The organism is Clostridium merdae (assembly GCF_900176635.1).
Classification (GTDB): domain Bacteria; phylum Bacillota; class Clostridia; order Oscillospirales; family Acutalibacteraceae; genus Faecalispora; species Faecalispora merdae.
Genome location: NZ_FXLN01000004.1, coordinates 1,222,257 through 1,238,144, shown reverse-complemented (window position 1 = coordinate 1,238,144; position 15,888 = coordinate 1,222,257). Strand labels below are relative to the sequence as shown.

The window sequence follows — 15,888 nt, the reverse complement described above, 5'->3', positions numbered from 1 at the left end:
AAAAAGATGTTCAAATATTTGCAAGCATTACGTAAAAAAGCAAAGCAATCCATTGTTTTTAAAATGGCAGTGGTTTACGTTGTGCTGTTTAGTTTTGTATTGCTGATTGCAGCAGCGGTAACAAATATTGCTTTCGCAAAATACGATGCCCGTTTTGATGAACTGGACAGAACAATGTCCTTTGTGGTAAGCAGGCTGCAAACCCACCAAAGGCAGCCTTTTAACTTTGATGAGTTTGCGCGGTATAGCAAAACCATGATTGTAATCACCAACATTTCTAAAAATGAAACCATTCGTTACGGTGAGATAGTAGAAGATACATCCCGTAGAATGCAGATTGAACGCCAAATTAACCGCCCGGAGCGTCGTATGACTATTAAAATTGTTAGTACGGAGTATGCGGATGTACCACTCAAAGGCAGGGCAGCAATTGTATTTGTATTTACATTGGTGGTTCTACTTCTATCCGCGGTGTTTTTAGGTTCGCGCAGTACCAAAAAGCTGCTTCAGCCAGTATATACCATGACGCAAACGGCTCGCTCCATTACCGCAAATGACCTAAGTGTACGTATCGACGAAAAGGATTCGAGTGATGAACTGGGGGAGCTGGCAAGAACTTTTAATGAAATGCTAGACCGTTTGGAAGTGGCGTATCACAAACAAAACCGGTTTGTATCGGACGCTTCACACGAATTGCGCACGCCGCTTTCCGTTATTTCTGGCTATGCGAATTTACTGCGCCGCTGGGGAAGTGCCGACCCAACGGTACTGGAAGAATCCGTAACAAAGATAATTGAAGAGAGCGAAAATATGCAGCACTTGGTCGAGCGCCTGCTCTTTTTAGCACGGGTGGACCAGCAAACACAAGAGCTGAATCCGGAATACTTTAATGCCAGTGAATTAATGAGCCAGGTTTTACAGGAATCGCGTTTGATTGATGATGCCCATACCATTCTAGAGCAAATCGAACCAAATGTTATGCTAACGGCTGACCGTGCGCTGATATTACAGGCGGTGCGTGCTATTATGGAAAACAGCATGAAATATACACCCCCGGGCGGTACAATCACTCTTTTTTGCGGATTGCAGGATGCACGGGTCTGCCTTGGTGTATCCGATACGGGTATCGGAATTCAGGAAAAGGATTTGCCCTATATTTTCGACCGATTCTTCAAGGCGGATGAATCACGCTCCCGCTTGGCGGGAGGCACTGGATTGGGGCTTTCCATTGTGAAGTGGATTGTAGAGCGGCATGGCGGCAAAGTGATTGTCACGAGCGAATATAACAAAGGCTCTGAATTTCAAATCCTTTTACCGGAACTTACGGTGGAGGAGCCTGATGATGTAACCAACCATATTGAAAATGATGCAAAATAGCGCGTGTTTTCTAAATGGAATGATAATTGAAAACGAGCTTACCGTCCGTAAATCTGGCGGTAAGCTCGTTTTCATTATTCACTTAAAATGATATTTATTTCTACTGGAGTCTTCCGGCAAGCTGCTTTAAGGCAGCGATGTCAATGGCGCTACTTTCCGGCTGAACGTGCTCCCGGAGTACCGCGATTTGCGGCTGGCTCTCTTTCAGCCACCGGAATACGGTTTCAAGGTCTATACAGCCTTCGCCTATGTTGCGCCATATCTTTTCGCCAGCTTCAAAAACAATGTCTTTAATATGGGCAACGGCAATTTCATTGCCCAAAAGGCGGAAAAAAGCATTATAAATATCGGTTTGCTGTGCAACCGTATTCTCCAGTATTAGATTCACTGGGTCGATAATTACCTTTAAGTGGTCGGAACCTACTTCATCCAAAAGCTGGCGGGTAAGCTCTGCACTGTGTAGGGTATGGTCCGCTACTGGTTCAATGGCTACCGTTACATTTTGGCGCTCGGCTTGTTCTATCATTCGCAGAACACTATCCTTTAAATATTGATAGCGCTCTGCACGCAGGTGTGCCTCTGTGTAAGGGTTCAGGCGGGTTGTTTCGGTTCCCACAAACGGTACGCCAAGCTCTTTGGCGTAGGTAAGGGCAGTTATAAAATGCCTTACCTGCTGCATTCTGGCTTCCTTATCTGGAAGAGAGGGTTCAATGTAGCACCCGAGTATGGGAATCTCTACTTGGTTTTTAAAAAAGCTATTCTGAATTTCAGTGAGAATCGCCGGAGTGATTTCTTCCCATTGATAAACACCTTCAATTGCCTTGGTGGGAGCAAGCTGTACGGCCTCAAAACCGGCATTATGAATAAGAGAAGATAATTCTTTAGGGGTATGACGCCCAAAATCGTGTGCTCTCACACCAATTTTCATGTTGCCTCACGCTCCTTTCTCAGCAGCTCTGCAAAGGCGTAGAGGAATGGTGCAATCCCCTTTGCGTCGTTGCTTACCTTTGGTTCCGAGATATAATACGCGTAGCTGCCATCTCGTAATTTGTAGTCTCCTTTTCCGGGGTAACCGCCTAGCCCAGCCACCAGGCAAATGTCTTTTAACTCATAACCGGCATCTGTTTTCACAAATTTATGGTTTAGTACGGATTCAAAAATCTGTTTGCCGTCCTCCCAGTAGTAGGAGGGCAAATACCCAAGGCGAACGGCCTTTAAAATGGCATAGGCAATCGCGCAGGATCCGCTGGTCTCCAAATAATTGCCCGTAAAGTTACCAGCATTGGTTACTTGGAAAAAAAGCCCCGTCTTTGGGTCTGCATAACAAAGCAGTGCATCAATCAGAAGGCGGAGCTGCTCTTGCAGTGTTTGGTATTCATAGAAAAACATTTCATCCATCTGCTCTGTGGTGTCCACCAAAGCCATTGCATACCAACCGAGGGAGCGGGTCCAAAAATTGGGACTGCACCTGGTTTCAGGATTTGCCCAGAAGCTTTTTCGGCTTTCATCGTAGCCGTGGAAGAGCAGGCCGCTTTCCGGATTTCGCATATTTTGAAACACATTTTCAAACTGGGTGAATACATCGCGATAATTCCGGTTTTCGTGAAACCTGCGTTCATAGGCCATATAAAAAGGCTGTACCATATAAAGTCCATCGAGCCAAACTTGATTCGGGTACATTTTCTTATGCCAGAAGCTCCCGCTTTCGGTTCTTGGCTGGTGTGTAATTTGGGAATACAGTAAATCAATTGCCTTGCGGTACTTTAACTTGCCGGTAAACTCAAACAAATCGAATAAGACTTTCCCCTCATTGATATTATCGCAGTTATAGTCTTCTTCACAGTAACCGGCGATGGTTCCTTCTTCATCAATGAGAGAATCCACGTACTTCTCCACAAACGTTGCGTAGCGCTTTTCGCCGGTGGCATGGAATAAATCCAATATGGCTTTGAGCATACAACCATCAATATAATTCCACCCAGCCTTGCGCTTCTCTAAAATAGCTTCTTGATTCCATGCCGGGCAGGATGGGGATGTATTTATTAAAAATGATTCCAAATACTCAATTACATCACTATATTTCATGGCGTATCGTCCTCCTGCTGGGGGTGATATAAAGCACTTTCCAACTGGTTGTTTTCAAATGCGAAGCCCTGTACATGATTGGTATAAATGCCGAGCACAGGGGAGGGAACAGGGTCATCCATCATATCGGGGCAATCTAGTATTCTTTCCTTAGCAAATTGGAATCGGCAATCTTCAACCGTTACATTGTGAATGGGGCTCTCTGGTAAGCCATATAAGAAGACCGCACTGCCTTTGATTTGCTCGGCGCAGATACCGGAAAGCGTGATATTCCGAATCATCGGCGTTTCTCTTCCAACGGGGAGCGGTTCTTTTAGTTGAACATAACTGCTGTGTCCGTCTGGATCGCAGTGGTAGAACATGTTTGTCACAAAGCAGTGCTTTACCTGCTCCATTTTTACATGAGACACGCAGATGTCGTCTACAATGCAGGTATTCCCACGGCCTCTCCTTGTTTTTATGCGAATGCCGCGGTCGGTGCGCAAGAATAAGCAGTGCTCCACCAAAACCTTTGTTACTCCGCAGGATATTTCGGAACCGATTACAACACCGCCATGACCTTCCTCCATAAAACAACGCCGTATGGTAATGTTTTGGGAGGGACGCAAATGGCGGCGAGCCATAAACAGCTTGCCAGATTTGATGGCGATGCAATCGTCACCCACTTGAAAGTGGCAACCCACTATCTCTACGTTGTCACAGCTTTCTGGGTTTAGGCCATCTGTATTGGGTGAATTAGGGTCACTGCGTATGGTCAGGCCATAAAATTGCAAATCACTGGAATACAGCGGGTGCAGGTTCCATGCGGCACTGTTTTGGCTGGTTAAGCCGCAAACTGTAATGTTACGGCAGTGAACTAAGCTAAGGTTGCGGGGGCGGTAGGCCAGCTTCTTTTTCTTTGGGTCTATCCACCAGTTTCCCTCCAGCCCGCTGCCATTGAGGGTACCGGTACCATAGATGCGAACGTTTTGAACATCCTTCCCGTAAATGAGGCTGCAATAGCAGTCAAGCGGGCTGCCTTCCCAAGAAGCATTGATTTCAGCGGCCGTATGGTCATAGTTTTTTTGGTATCCCTTTAAAATAGCAAGGGAATCGCGATTGGGGTTTTGGCGAAGTACAGCACCTTCCTCGAAATAAAGGTCAACATCACTTTTTAAAAAAAGATGCTCTACCAAATATTCTCCACGCGGGAAGATGACAACAGAATGAGGCGGAGCCGAATAAATCGCCGCATGAATGGCCGCCGTGTCATTACGGATGCCATCTCCTGCGGCGTTATAGTCTTTGATATGTATGGCGTATTCACATGGCTCGGTTTGCAGTGTTATGCATACTGGTTCGCCAAAGCCGTGCACCTCCAGCTGGTATACGGTGTTGGGGGTAAGGCCAAATAAACAAATAACCGGGTCGTTGCCCGTTTGTTGGGGTATGCCGTTTACAATCAGCGTGTAAGGCTCTGTGGTATAGTAGCAGCCATCCTGCTCCAGTTCCAGAACAAAGCCAAAGGGAGTGGTAGTAAGAACGTTTAGCATAGGCTACCTCTATTTTTTATAGCAAGCGGTGTTTTTTCTTCTGCGTACAACTCTTGTCTCCGTAGCGGCTTCATGCCCGCCGGGTTTTCCAAAAATCATGGGGATGCAAATAAGGTAACAGCTAAAGAGCTTACAGAAGATTTCTCGCTGCATGATAATCGATTGTGTTAAGGGGCGATCTTCCTTGCAGGATTGTATTTCTAACCCAAAGAATGCTTTGCCAACGGTTTGGTTTACGCTTAGAAATGGAATTTGCACCGCAACCGCAAGTAAAATCGCTGTAATCAGGGTTACAACTGCGCAGACTGTTGTGCTGGGCATCAGCTGTTTTAGGAGTGGGAGAAGAAATAGGAAAGAAAAAACCAAAGCAGCAATGCTGACCAGCCAGTCTATCATCTGCGCGAAAAGCCGAAGTAAGCGCATGTGTTTTTCCTCCTGTCCATTTCAATCCGTAACTTGATAAAAAGTGGAATCGTATCCCTCGTTCCAATAGCGAGGGATACGACCCCGTTTGTGTGTGGGGGGATTCATATTATTCTTTTCCGCCGGAATTAGCAACGCCATCTACAAAATAGCGGGAGCCGGCAAAGAAAATTGCAATCATGGGCAACAATGCCATGAATGAGGCAGCAAATAGCTTTCCATAAACAATCATAGTGTCGCCATCCAGCTGTTGCTTGAGAATCATAGACATCACCATTTTATCTGGTGTACGCAGGTAAATCAGCGGACCTTGGAAGTCGTTCATGCCCCACATGAAGCAGAGCAGGCCAACGGTGATGATAATGGGCTTTAAAATAGGGACTATTACGTAAATTAGGGTTTGTAAATCGTTACAACCGTCAATCACGGCTGCTTCGTCCAGCTCTTTTGGAATGGAACGCATAAACTGAATCTCCATAAAGATAAAGAACGAGCAGGTGCCGGCAGCAAAAATATCTTGTACATACAGTGCTGCAAATGTGTTGAGTAAGTTAATATCGCGAAACAACAGGTACAGCGGAATGCGGAAGGCAAGCTCCGGCATTAATAAGGTGACAACGATGGCTGTAAAAACAAATTTCTTACCTACAAACTTTTTTCTAGCTACCACATAGGCGGTAAGCGTAGAAGAGATAATAGTGAAAATAGTTTTGGGAATTAAAAATCTCATGGTATTCCCAAAGTAGAATGGTAGGGTATGGTCACTTTTAATATTCCATGCCATTCGAAAATTCTCGAACGTGCCGCGTCCTTCCGGCGGGAGAATTGCCAAAGTGCTGAAAATATCAATGTTCTCCTTAAAGCTTGAGCCTACCATCCAAAGCAGAGGGTAGATGAGGAAAATACCAATGACAATCAGCACACCATAACGAATGGCAGCATTCATAGAAAAATTACCGACTCGATTCATATTCCGCCCCCTTTAATCATTATAGTAGACCCAATATTTTGAGGACGAGAATACCAGGGCCGTTAAGGTGCCGATGATTAGCAGTAAAATCCAAGTCAGTGCGCTGGCATAACCATAGTTACCGTTCATAAACGCCTGGTCATATATGTAGACATTCAGGAAGTAGGTTGTATGGTTTGGCCCGCCCTTCGTAATTAAATAAGCGGAGTTGAACTCCTGGAAGGCTTTTACAAGAACGTTTACCATGTTAAACAGCAGCATGGGGGTAATAATGGGAAGCGTAATGCGGAAAAGCTGCTGGGGCTTGGTAGCTCCATCCAGATTGGCTGCTTCATACAAAGAGGGGGAAACGTTCTGGAGCGCTGCCAGGAAGATGAGCATTGTGGAGCCAAACTGCCAGGTTTTCAGCAAGATTAGCGTAATAACCGCAAAGCTCTCATCCGTAAGCCAAAAGATAGGATTCACGCCAAAGATGCCCAGGAGCATATTGACCGGCCCGTTAATGTCGAATAGCTGAATCCACAAAATCGAGACCGCTACATTCCCTCCTAAAATGGAGGGAATGTAATACGCGGTGCGAAACAGGTTTACGCCTTTGAGTTTGAAATTCAGAATATATGCCACAAAGAAGGAAGTGACGAGAACACAAGGGGTACCGATCAAAACATATTTCATGGTAGCGATGATGGAGGCCTGAAATACGTCGTCATCCGTAAAGATTTGAGCGTAGTTACCAAGCCCGATAAATTCCGGGTCACCCAATATCGGGTATTCCATCAGCGAGTACACAAATGAAATCACGATGGGGTAAATCTTAAAGATGATAAACCCAATCACCCAGGGTAAGAGCATCAAATAGGGCGCAAAATTCCTTTTACCGGCCCTCATTTAAAGAGCTTATTCAGTTCTTCCTGCTGCTTTGCAATGTACTGTTTTGCAGCATCGGCTGAACTGAGCTTACCGGAACGGTAGGCCTCCAAAGCGGAATAGCGGGCGCCGCGCACGTTGGAATCTTCAAAGTACGGGTCCATAACCGTTTGAGGGTACTTCGCGAGCATGTCGTAGCCATCCTTCATAATACCCTTGAGCAGGCCAGCTTTTTCCTGAATGGCAAGGGTCGCCTTGTTTGAGGAAATACCAATGCTAGTGCCCAGAGCAGTAACTGCTTCTTCATTGGTGAAGTAGAAGTTGAGGAAGTCTGCCGCTACTTCGGGGTGTTTGCTATTCTTTGAAATGGCATAGCCAAGGTTTGGCTTTACATAGATGTTCGGGGTTTGGCCTGCGGTTTCTACAATGTAGGGAGCAATTGCAATCTCTTCTTTTGCTTTACCGCCCTTGTAGGAGTTCAGGTATTTATCCATTGTGCCAATCCACTCATAGATGCTGCCGCCGCGGCCGCTGGTCCAATCGGGGTTGGATTCGTTTGCCATTGCATTCTGCTGCTGGAAGGTGGGCATAGCACCTGCCTGTGCAAATTTGTTGTATTGCTCCAAAGCCCAGGCAACCTCTTGCTCGGTGTACTGTACCTTGCCAGCTACCTGCATTACCTTACCGGTTTTGTTATAAAGCATTTGGGCAATAAATAAATCGGGGCATTCCTTGCCAATGTTCAGCAGGGCGTATTTGTTTTCAGCACCGGTAGCGGTGTTACCCTTGCCGATTACCTTGCCGGCATCCATCAGCTCATCGTAAGTAGTGGGGTAAGGAAGCTTTGCCTGCTCAAACAGAGGCTTGTTGTAAAGGTATGCACGAGCCGTCATACCATGGGGAACCGCGGCCTGTTCGCCGCCTACTTCCATGGCTTTCAGGTAGTTGGCATCCCAGTTTGAAAGCTCTAAGTTCTTGCTGACCGTATTAAGGTCTAAAAACACGTTTTTGCCCTTGCCAAAGGAGTGTACCCAGTTATAGTTTACCTGCATAATGTCGGCTTCTGTTTGGCCGCCAAGCTGGGTTAGTATATTTTGCTGCCAGCCGTCCCATGCGCCATATTCCGGCTTAATGGTAACGTTGGGGTGCTTATCTTGGTACAGCTTAATCACTTGCTGAATTGCCTTATGGCGGTTGTCGGAGCCCCACCAAGAGAAACGAAGCTCTACGGGCTCGCTTGTGATTCCGCTTGCTGCGGTGCTCGTGTTACCGGAGGCTTCCGGTGCTTTAGACTGGGTGGAATTACCCTGACATGCAGTCAGTAACATAGAACTTGCCAGCGCACAAGACAGTACGCCTGATAAAAATTTCTTATTCAATGATAGACCCTCCTTAATAATAAAAGAAAGTTTTCGTATTTTGAACAGAAGCCATCTTTTAATACCGGCTTCTGCCAAATCCGGAAATTAAGGGTTCGACTGGTCGCTCGGAATAAAATATTCTTTGAATTCGCCTTCAATTTTTTGAGAGAGTACCTTTAAGTTGCCATGAAGATGCTCGTGCATGTGATTGCGAAGGGTAGTTAGATCTTTTTCTTCCAGCAGCTTATAAATTTCAATATGCTCTTGGTATAGCTGCAAATAGCGGGAAGTTGTCAGCGTATCTAAGATACGAAAGCGGGTGTAGTACACCTGGCAGTCCTGAATAATATCCCACATTTTGGTGCGCCCTGCCTTCTGGAAGAGAAGGTAATGGAACTGGCTGTCAATATCATAGAAATTTTGGGGATTCGGGTTGTCGTGCTCAATCATCATAAGCTGCTGCTGAAGATTGGATTTTAGCGCGTGCATTAAATCTTCATATGAGCCTTGCTCCACAATGCTTTTCATCACATCTATTTCCAGAACATAGCGCATATAGATAATGTCTTTAATGTACTGCATATCCAGCAGCGTTACATAACTGCCTTTTTGCGGGAGGATTTCTATGTACTTTTCTCCCTTTAAGCGTAAAAAAGCAGTTTTTACCGGAGTACGGGAAACGTGGTAGCTGTTTGCAATCTCGTTTTCGCTAATCATTTGGCCCGGCTTGAGCTTCAGGTTCAGAATGTCTTCTTTGAGCGCATGGTAAATGTCGTCACTGCTCATCGATTTCAAATAGTTGTTCAAGATTTCCCTCGTTTCTTGGTAAGACAGCAATACTTGTATACTTGAATGCAAGATTGAGACACCAGATGTGATTTTTCGTTTGATTTCTGATATGACTATATACCCAACAGCATGTATTTGTCAATAGTTTTTTAATTTATATAAATATTTTTATCTATTATGCAAGCAAAACGTTCCAAATAGAAAAAATAATTGAAAACGACTAATTTTTCTTTTCATGAGCACTTATTATCAAATGTAAAAAACAATCTAGCGAAATAGAACTGTTTTGTAAATTATATGATATGGTTTTTATTCTTATTTACAAAACAATCTCTTTGATTTAGCGATTTACACTCTTGACAGAGCTCCGGGGGGTGGTATATGATGGTCGCAAGAGAGTATTTCTTACAACTTGTATTCAAGTATACAAGAACTTGTCGATTTTTCATTGATTTCTAGACTTAAACTGTTTTTAACATGGAATTACCCGGAAGAAAGGGAGCTTGATATGGATATTCGTTACTCAGCGAACCAAAGGGATGTCAAAAGGTACACGACAGACGAGATGCGAGCAGAGTTCTTAATTGAAAACCTGTATGTACCGGATGAAGTAGTGGCGGTGTACAGCCATGTGGATCGTATGGTCACCCTGGGGTGCATGCCCGTAAAGGAAACGCTCCCCATTCATAAGGGGATAGATATTTGGTCGAGCTTTGGTACCGATTACTTTCTCGAAAGAAGGGAAATCGGCATATTTAACATTGGCGGTGCTGGGGTAATTGAAGCGGATGGAAAGCGCTTTGAAATGGGTTGTAAAGACTGCCTATATATCACCATGGGAACGCGCAGTGTCACCTTCTCCAGCAAAGAAGAGTCAAATCCCGCAAAATTTTACATGGTAAGCGCACCGGCTCACTGTGCATATGAGACCACCTTTATTGGGATTGCTGACGCCGCAAAAAAACCGCTTGGGAGTATGGAAAGTGCAAACAAACGAGTGATTAACCAGTTTATTCATCCGGACGTTTTAAAAACATGCCAGCTATCAATGGGGCTAACGGTGTTGGAACCCGGCAGTGTGTGGAACACTATGCCGGCACATACCCACGAGCGCCGTATGGAGGTTTACACCTATATTGATATTCCGGATGATCAGGCAGTATTTCATTTTATGGGTACCCCCAGCGAAACGAGACACTTGGTGGTTCAAAATGAGCAAGCTGTGATTAGCCCAAGCTGGAGCATTCACTCCGGCTGCGGAACTTCAAACTATTCTTTTATTTGGGCAATGGGCGGAGAAAACCAGGCGTTTGATGATATGGATACAGTGGACATCGCCAACCTGAAATAGAAGGGGGAGTCTTAAATGGAATTGCAAGCGATGTTTTCTTTGAAAGGAAAAGTTGCGCTTGTTACCGGTGGCTGCTATGGAATCGGCTTTGCGATTGCAAGTGGATTAGCAGCAGCGGGAGCCAAAATTGCATTCAATGGAGTTCATGAGGACTCCGTTGCCCGGGCAAAAGAGGAATATGCGAAGGCGGGTATTAATGCAGTTGGCTTTGTGTCGGATGTAACGGACGAAGAACAAATGAAAAAGATGGTTGCCGATATTGAAAACCAGCTTGGTTCCATCGATATTCTAGTAAATAACGCCGGAATCATTAAGCGTATTCCCATGTGCGAAATGGAAGTAAGCGAGTTCCGGCAAGTGATTGATGTGGATTTAACCGCACCGTTTATTGTTGCTAAAGCGGTAATACCGGGCATGATAAAAAACGGCGGCGGCAAAATCATTAACATTTGCTCCATGATGAGTGAATTGGGAAGAGAAACCGTATCGGCATATGCGGCCGCCAAAGGCGGGCTTAAAATGCTGACCAAAAATATTGCTTCTGAGTATGGTGAGTATAATATTCAGTGTAACGGCATTGGTCCCGGTTATATTGCTACGCCGCAAACTGCCCCTCTGCGGGAAGATGGGCACCCGTTTAATTCTTTTATCATCGCAAAAACACCGGCAGCTCGTTGGGGGGAACCGTCCGATTTAGTTGGGCCTGCGGTATTCTTATCTTCTTCTGCTTCCGATTTTGTAAATGGACATATTTTATATGTAGACGGTGGTATTCTTGCGTATATTGGGAAGCAGCCGAAATAACCCATTTTAAATTTTTGCAGAGTATTTTCATTTTACCTTTATGTTAACTTTTTTCATATCCTCCATAATAAAAGCGAGGCTTTCGAACAATTCGAAAGCCTCGCTTTTGTGTAAATTAAAAAACTAGAAGTTATAAACTAATTAAAAAATCCTTTAAGTATAAATATTATATGTACTATTTATAAAAACACTGTGATAAATTAAACTGGATCAGGGGAGCCTCGGGTTCTTTTTGTTTTTTTACGCCATTCTTTATGCCACTCAGCAAAAGAATCCCCAACATGCTCCAGCGCTTCTTCGCGTGCCTTTACAGCGGCACTAAAATTACGGTATGCGCCAAGGTAGTACTGCCTGCCATTTAGGGTAATGACCGCGGTCCACCGGTTTGCGCCCCCTTTGCGCTTTTTTAAATAGATTCCACGTACGCCGCTTGTATTATTCATTTGCGGTTTCATCAATTGTTGTTTTATATAGTCGTTATTCTTAGTTTTGGGTATACAACCACAATTCACTTTAATTCCCACCGAAAGCTCGGTAGATGACGCAAATGTAGTTGTGCCACAATCACAAAGGCAACACCAAAGAACGCTAGAACCTTTTCTTTTTCCACTGTCTTCCAAAACGGTTAGCATTCCGAATTTTTTGCCAGAGAGTTCTAATTTGTTTGGCATAATGATTTCCTCCGCGTATTTTAATTACAATTAAAATATTTTGCCGAAATCTGCCGGAGCCCGAATAGTAAAAAATCCAAAAGTATGATTCTGTTAGAAAAAAGAATCTCACTTTTGGATTTGCTTTGGCGGAGAGGATGCGACTCGAACGCACAATGCCTTGCGGCACACCACATTTCCAATGTGGCTCCTTACCATTAGAATACCTCTCCGTATCGTATCAAACCTGCCCACTTGGGCTGACGACTATGTTATTATAGCGAACCTTTTTACAAAAATCAAGTCTATTTTTCAATATCGTGTAAAAATTTTTTAATTGTTCCTGTTTCTGAGTAGGAATGCTATAATATCTCTATATTCGAAGTTTTAGTTAATACAATATTTCTTGCTACACTCTAGTAGAAAATTGCTTAAGCCATCTTAATAAAAGGAGTAAAGCAAGTATACTGTTCCCCAGAATACAAATCTTATGATTAAAATGGTATACTGAAAATAGAAAATCGCGGCAGTTGACCGCTGGTTCTATTTATTGAAAGATGAACGGAGGAGACTTGAGATTGGAACGAGTTGAAATTATAAAAATTCTTGCGGACCCTCAAAGCTACGATGAGAAAGCGATAACGGTGTGCGGATGGGTAAAAAGCATTCGAGATTCCAAGGCGCTGGGGTTTATTGATTTAAACGACGGCAGCAGCTTTGCAGGGCTACAAGTTGTGTTTGAAGCGCAAAATGTAAATAATTTTGCGGAGATTGCCAAACAAAACGTAGGTGCGGCACTTTTTGTAACCGGCACACTGTTTCTTACTCCACAGGCAAAGCAACCGTGCGAACTGCATGCCACTGAGATAAGAGTTGAGGCAACTTCCTCTCCTGAATATCCGCTGCAAAAAAAGCGCCACTCCGTGGAGTTTTTACGTTCCATCGCTCATTTGCGCCCGCGCACGAATTTATTCAGTGCTGTTTTTCGTGTTCGTTCTGTTGCTGCCTTTGCAATACACCGCTTTTTTCAGGAGCGTGGCTTTGTGTATGCCAATACGCCGCTCATTACGGCCAGCGACTGCGAAGGTGCAGGCGAGATGTTCCATGTTACCACGTTAGACCCTGTGAATCCACCTTTGCGTGAGGATGGCACGGTGGATTACAGCAAGGACTTCTTTCAGCGGCACACGTCTCTCACTGTCTCTGGCCAGTTGGAAGGCGAATGTATGGCACTAGCGTTTGGTAAAATCTATACCTTTGGCCCAACTTTCCGTGCGGAAAAATCATATACAGCACGCCATGCGGCAGAATTTTGGATGGTAGAGCCGGAGATTGCGTTTGCCGAGCTTTCCGATGATATGCGCTTAGCGGAAGATATGCTGCGCTATGTCATTCGTTCTGTACTTGATGCTTGCCCTGATGAGCTGGATTTTTTCAACCGCTTTGTGGATAACGGTTTATTGGAGCGCCTACGCCATGTGGCAGACTCTGAATTTGCACATGTAACCTATACACAGGCAGTGGAGCTTCTCGAGCGCGAAAACAGCCGCTTTGAATACCCGGTTTCTTGGGGGTGCGATTTGCAAACCGAACACGAACGCTATTTAACAGAGCAAGTATTCGGCAAGCCGCTTTTTGTTACCGACTACCCAAAAGAGATTAAAGCATTTTATATGCGTTTGAACGACGATCAAAAGACCGTAGCTGCGATGGATCTTCTTGTGCCGGGAATTGGCGAGATTATCGGCGGCAGCCAAAGGGAAGAGCGGCTAGAGCTTCTAAAAAGCCGCATGCAGGAGTCTGGTCTTTCCGAAGAGGAATATTGGTGGTATCTTGATTTGCGCCGTTATGGTGGGGCGAAGCATGCTGGGTTTGGCCTTGGGTTTGAGCGTTTGGTTATGTACCTTACCGGCGTTTCCAATATAAGAGACGTTTTGCCGTTCCCGAGAACGACCGGTTCGGCAGATTTTTAAAAATATAGAAAGATAAGAGAAGGCTCTTTTTGCTCACAGCAGAAAGAGTCCTTCTGTTTTTTTAAAGAACAAATGCAAAGGAAAGTGAGAATAATAAGAAGAAAAGCTACAAAAAAAGCAATTTGCCATATTTTTTAGTCGAAAACCGGGTAAATATCACAAAAATGCAGGAACGATAAAATTAACTTGCGTTTTTGTTCTGAATATATTAGAATAAGAATGCTTTCATTATCATTTATGCAGGTTTGGAAAAGGAGATGCTCAAATGGAATATGGTTTATTGTCCAGACAGGAACTGGAACAGGAAAAGCAAGAGGTTCAACAGCAATATGATGCTTTTAAGGCACAGGGCCTGAAGCTGAATATGGCCAGAGGGAAACCCTCTCCCGAGCAGCTGGATCTTTCAATGGATATGCTCAATATGCTCACTTCAGATTCCAATATGATTGCTTCCACTGGAGACGATCTTCGCAATTATGGTATGCCGGAGGGTGTGCCTGAACTGCGCGCAATTTTGGCTCAAATGATGCAGGTTAAGCCCGAGAATGTTATCATTGGTGGCAACTCCAGCCTGAATATGATGTTCGATTTTATTTCTTGCGGAATGACACACGGCTTTTCTGGCTGCAAACCGTGGAGCAAGCAAGAAACCATAAAGTTCTTGTGCCCCTCTCCCGGGTACGACCGCCACTTTGCCATCACTGAATATTTTGGTTTTGAGCTGATTTTAGTGCCGATGAAAAATGGCAGCCCCGATATGGATGTAGTTGAGCAGCTTGTTGCTGACGATGCTACCATTAAAGGCATGTGGTGTGTACCAAAATACTCAAACCCGCTCGGAACTACTTATTCGGACGAAGTAGTTCGCCGCATCGCCGCTTTAAAACCCGCCGCACCAGATTTTCGCGTGATGTGGGATAATGCGTATTGCGTACACCACCTAACCGATACACCGGATGAACTGCTCGACCTGTACGCGGAATGCGAGAAAACAGGCAACACAGAGCTGCCGGTATTCTTCTGTTCTACTTCTAAAATTACATTCCCGGGTGCGGGCATTGCTGCCATGGCGGCAGGAGAAAAAACATATCAGGATTTCAGAAAGCATCTTTCGTTCCAGACCATTGGTCCCGACAAGCTTAACCAGATGCGTCACCTGCTGTACCTGCGTGACATGAATGGCATTTTGGATAAGATGAAGCACCATAGAGAAATTATTGCACCGAAGTTCGAGGTTGTGCTCAATACGTTGAGCAGCGAGCTGGGAGATAAAAATATTGCCTCTTGGACGAACCCGAACGGTGGCTATTTTGTGAGTGTGGATGTGATGGAGGGCTGTGCAAAGCGCGTAGTTCAGCTTTGCAAGGAGGCCGGTGTGGTTCTTACCGGTGCCGGTGCGGCGTTCCCCTACGGGAAAGACCCGAAGGATACAAACATTCGTGTTGCACCGACTTACCCGTCTCTGGAAGAAATGAAAAAAGCGATTGCAGTATTCTGTGTTAGCACTAAATTGGCTGCTTTAGAAAAACTTCTCGCTTAATCAATTCCATCGAAAGATATGCAAAGACCACAGCTGTTTGGCTGTGGTCTTTTTTAATAGTATTGGTAATTGCATTTAATTAAGAAGTTAAAGTAAGCATACTTTATAGTTGAAACTTAAACAGATATTCCACACAATTACGCTATGTTGTTGATTACGACTTTTG

14 protein-coding genes and 1 tRNA gene are annotated in these 15,888 nt (G+C 44.7%); 5 read left to right on the top strand and 10 right to left on the bottom strand.

Annotated features, from left to right (window positions below; genetic code table 11):
* Nucleotides 1-6 precede the first annotated feature (6 nt).
* Nucleotides 7-1,377 (top strand): sensor histidine kinase, encoded by a 1,371-nt coding sequence (locus CAN90_RS11570; protein WP_085833973.1) that lies wholly within the window; start codon nucleotides 7-9, stop codon nucleotides 1,375-1,377.
* Nucleotides 1,378-1,477: 100 nt separating this feature from the next.
* On the opposite strand, the gene CAN90_RS11565 is transcribed toward CAN90_RS11570, so the two are convergent.
* From CAN90_RS11565 to CAN90_RS11530, 8 genes are all read right to left on the bottom strand, one after another.
* Complete coding sequence (locus tag CAN90_RS11565) at nucleotides 1,478-2,305, bottom strand: sugar phosphate isomerase/epimerase family protein (RefSeq protein ID WP_085833972.1); 828 nt, start codon at nucleotides 2,303-2,305, stop codon at nucleotides 1,478-1,480.
* Nucleotides 2,302-3,462 carry a glycoside hydrolase family 88/105 protein gene (locus tag CAN90_RS11560; protein ID WP_085833971.1) on the bottom strand — a complete coding sequence of 387 codons (1,161 nt, stop codon included), beginning with the start codon at nucleotides 3,460-3,462 and terminating at the stop codon, nucleotides 2,302-2,304. Before CAN90_RS11560 ends, CAN90_RS11565 begins: the two co-directional genes overlap by 4 nt.
* Nucleotides 3,459-4,994, bottom strand: a complete 1,536-nt coding sequence (locus tag CAN90_RS11555) for a glycoside hydrolase family 28 protein (protein ID WP_085833970.1) — start codon at nucleotides 4,992-4,994, stop codon at nucleotides 3,459-3,461. Before CAN90_RS11555 ends, CAN90_RS11560 begins: the two co-directional genes overlap by 4 nt.
* 9 nt (nucleotides 4,995-5,003) lie before the next feature.
* The gene (locus CAN90_RS11550; RefSeq protein ID WP_085833969.1) at nucleotides 5,004-5,417 is read right to left on the bottom strand and encodes an RDD family protein; all 414 of its coding nucleotides are present in this window, start codon (nucleotides 5,415-5,417) and stop codon (nucleotides 5,004-5,006) included.
* Between the two features lie 109 nt (nucleotides 5,418-5,526).
* Complete coding sequence (locus tag CAN90_RS11545) at nucleotides 5,527-6,387, bottom strand: carbohydrate ABC transporter permease (protein ID WP_085833968.1); 861 nt, start codon at nucleotides 6,385-6,387, stop codon at nucleotides 5,527-5,529.
* Nucleotides 6,388-6,399: 12 nt separating this feature from the next.
* On the bottom strand, nucleotides 6,400-7,239 hold the full coding sequence (locus tag CAN90_RS11540; RefSeq protein ID WP_341456307.1) for a carbohydrate ABC transporter permease: 840 nt from the start codon (nucleotides 7,237-7,239) through the stop codon (nucleotides 6,400-6,402).
* Between the two features lie 32 nt (nucleotides 7,240-7,271).
* The gene (locus tag CAN90_RS11535; protein WP_085833966.1) at nucleotides 7,272-8,633 is read right to left on the bottom strand and encodes an ABC transporter substrate-binding protein; all 1,362 of its coding nucleotides are present in this window, start codon (nucleotides 8,631-8,633) and stop codon (nucleotides 7,272-7,274) included.
* A gap of 87 nt (nucleotides 8,634-8,720) precedes the next feature.
* Nucleotides 8,721-9,422: a GntR family transcriptional regulator gene (locus CAN90_RS11530; RefSeq protein WP_085833965.1), complete on the bottom strand. Its 702-nt coding sequence runs from the start codon at nucleotides 9,420-9,422 to the stop codon at nucleotides 8,721-8,723.
* Nucleotides 9,423-9,912: 490 nt separating this feature from the next.
* Between CAN90_RS11530 and kduI the strand changes: the two genes are divergently transcribed.
* Both kduI and CAN90_RS11520 read left to right on the top strand, forming a co-directional pair.
* Nucleotides 9,913-10,755 (top strand): 5-dehydro-4-deoxy-D-glucuronate isomerase, encoded by an 843-nt coding sequence (gene kduI, locus CAN90_RS11525; RefSeq protein ID WP_085833964.1) that lies wholly within the window; start codon nucleotides 9,913-9,915, stop codon nucleotides 10,753-10,755.
* Between the two features lie 15 nt (nucleotides 10,756-10,770).
* Entirely contained in the window at nucleotides 10,771-11,559 is a 789-nt protein-coding gene (locus CAN90_RS11520; protein ID WP_085833963.1) for a gluconate 5-dehydrogenase, read from the top strand.
* 200 nt (nucleotides 11,560-11,759) lie between these two features.
* Here the strand turns inward: CAN90_RS11520 and CAN90_RS11515 are convergent, their stop codons facing one another.
* On the bottom strand, nucleotides 11,760-12,230 hold the full coding sequence (locus CAN90_RS11515; RefSeq protein WP_085833962.1) for a hypothetical protein: 471 nt from the start codon (nucleotides 12,228-12,230) through the stop codon (nucleotides 11,760-11,762).
* A gap of 126 nt (nucleotides 12,231-12,356) precedes the next feature.
* Nucleotides 12,357-12,442: transfer RNA gene (locus tag CAN90_RS11510), tRNA-Ser, on the bottom strand.
* 345 nt (nucleotides 12,443-12,787) lie between these two features.
* Here CAN90_RS11510 and asnS point away from each other — a divergent pair.
* Nucleotides 12,788-14,182 (top strand): asparagine--tRNA ligase, encoded by a 1,395-nt coding sequence (asnS, locus tag CAN90_RS11505; RefSeq protein WP_085833961.1) that lies wholly within the window; start codon nucleotides 12,788-12,790, stop codon nucleotides 14,180-14,182.
* 265 nt (nucleotides 14,183-14,447) lie between these two features.
* A complete protein-coding gene (locus CAN90_RS11500; RefSeq protein ID WP_085833960.1) occupies nucleotides 14,448-15,722 on the top strand; it encodes an aspartate aminotransferase type Ic in 1,275 nt (424 codons plus the stop codon).
* The last annotated feature ends 166 nt before the right edge of the window (nucleotides 15,723-15,888 follow it).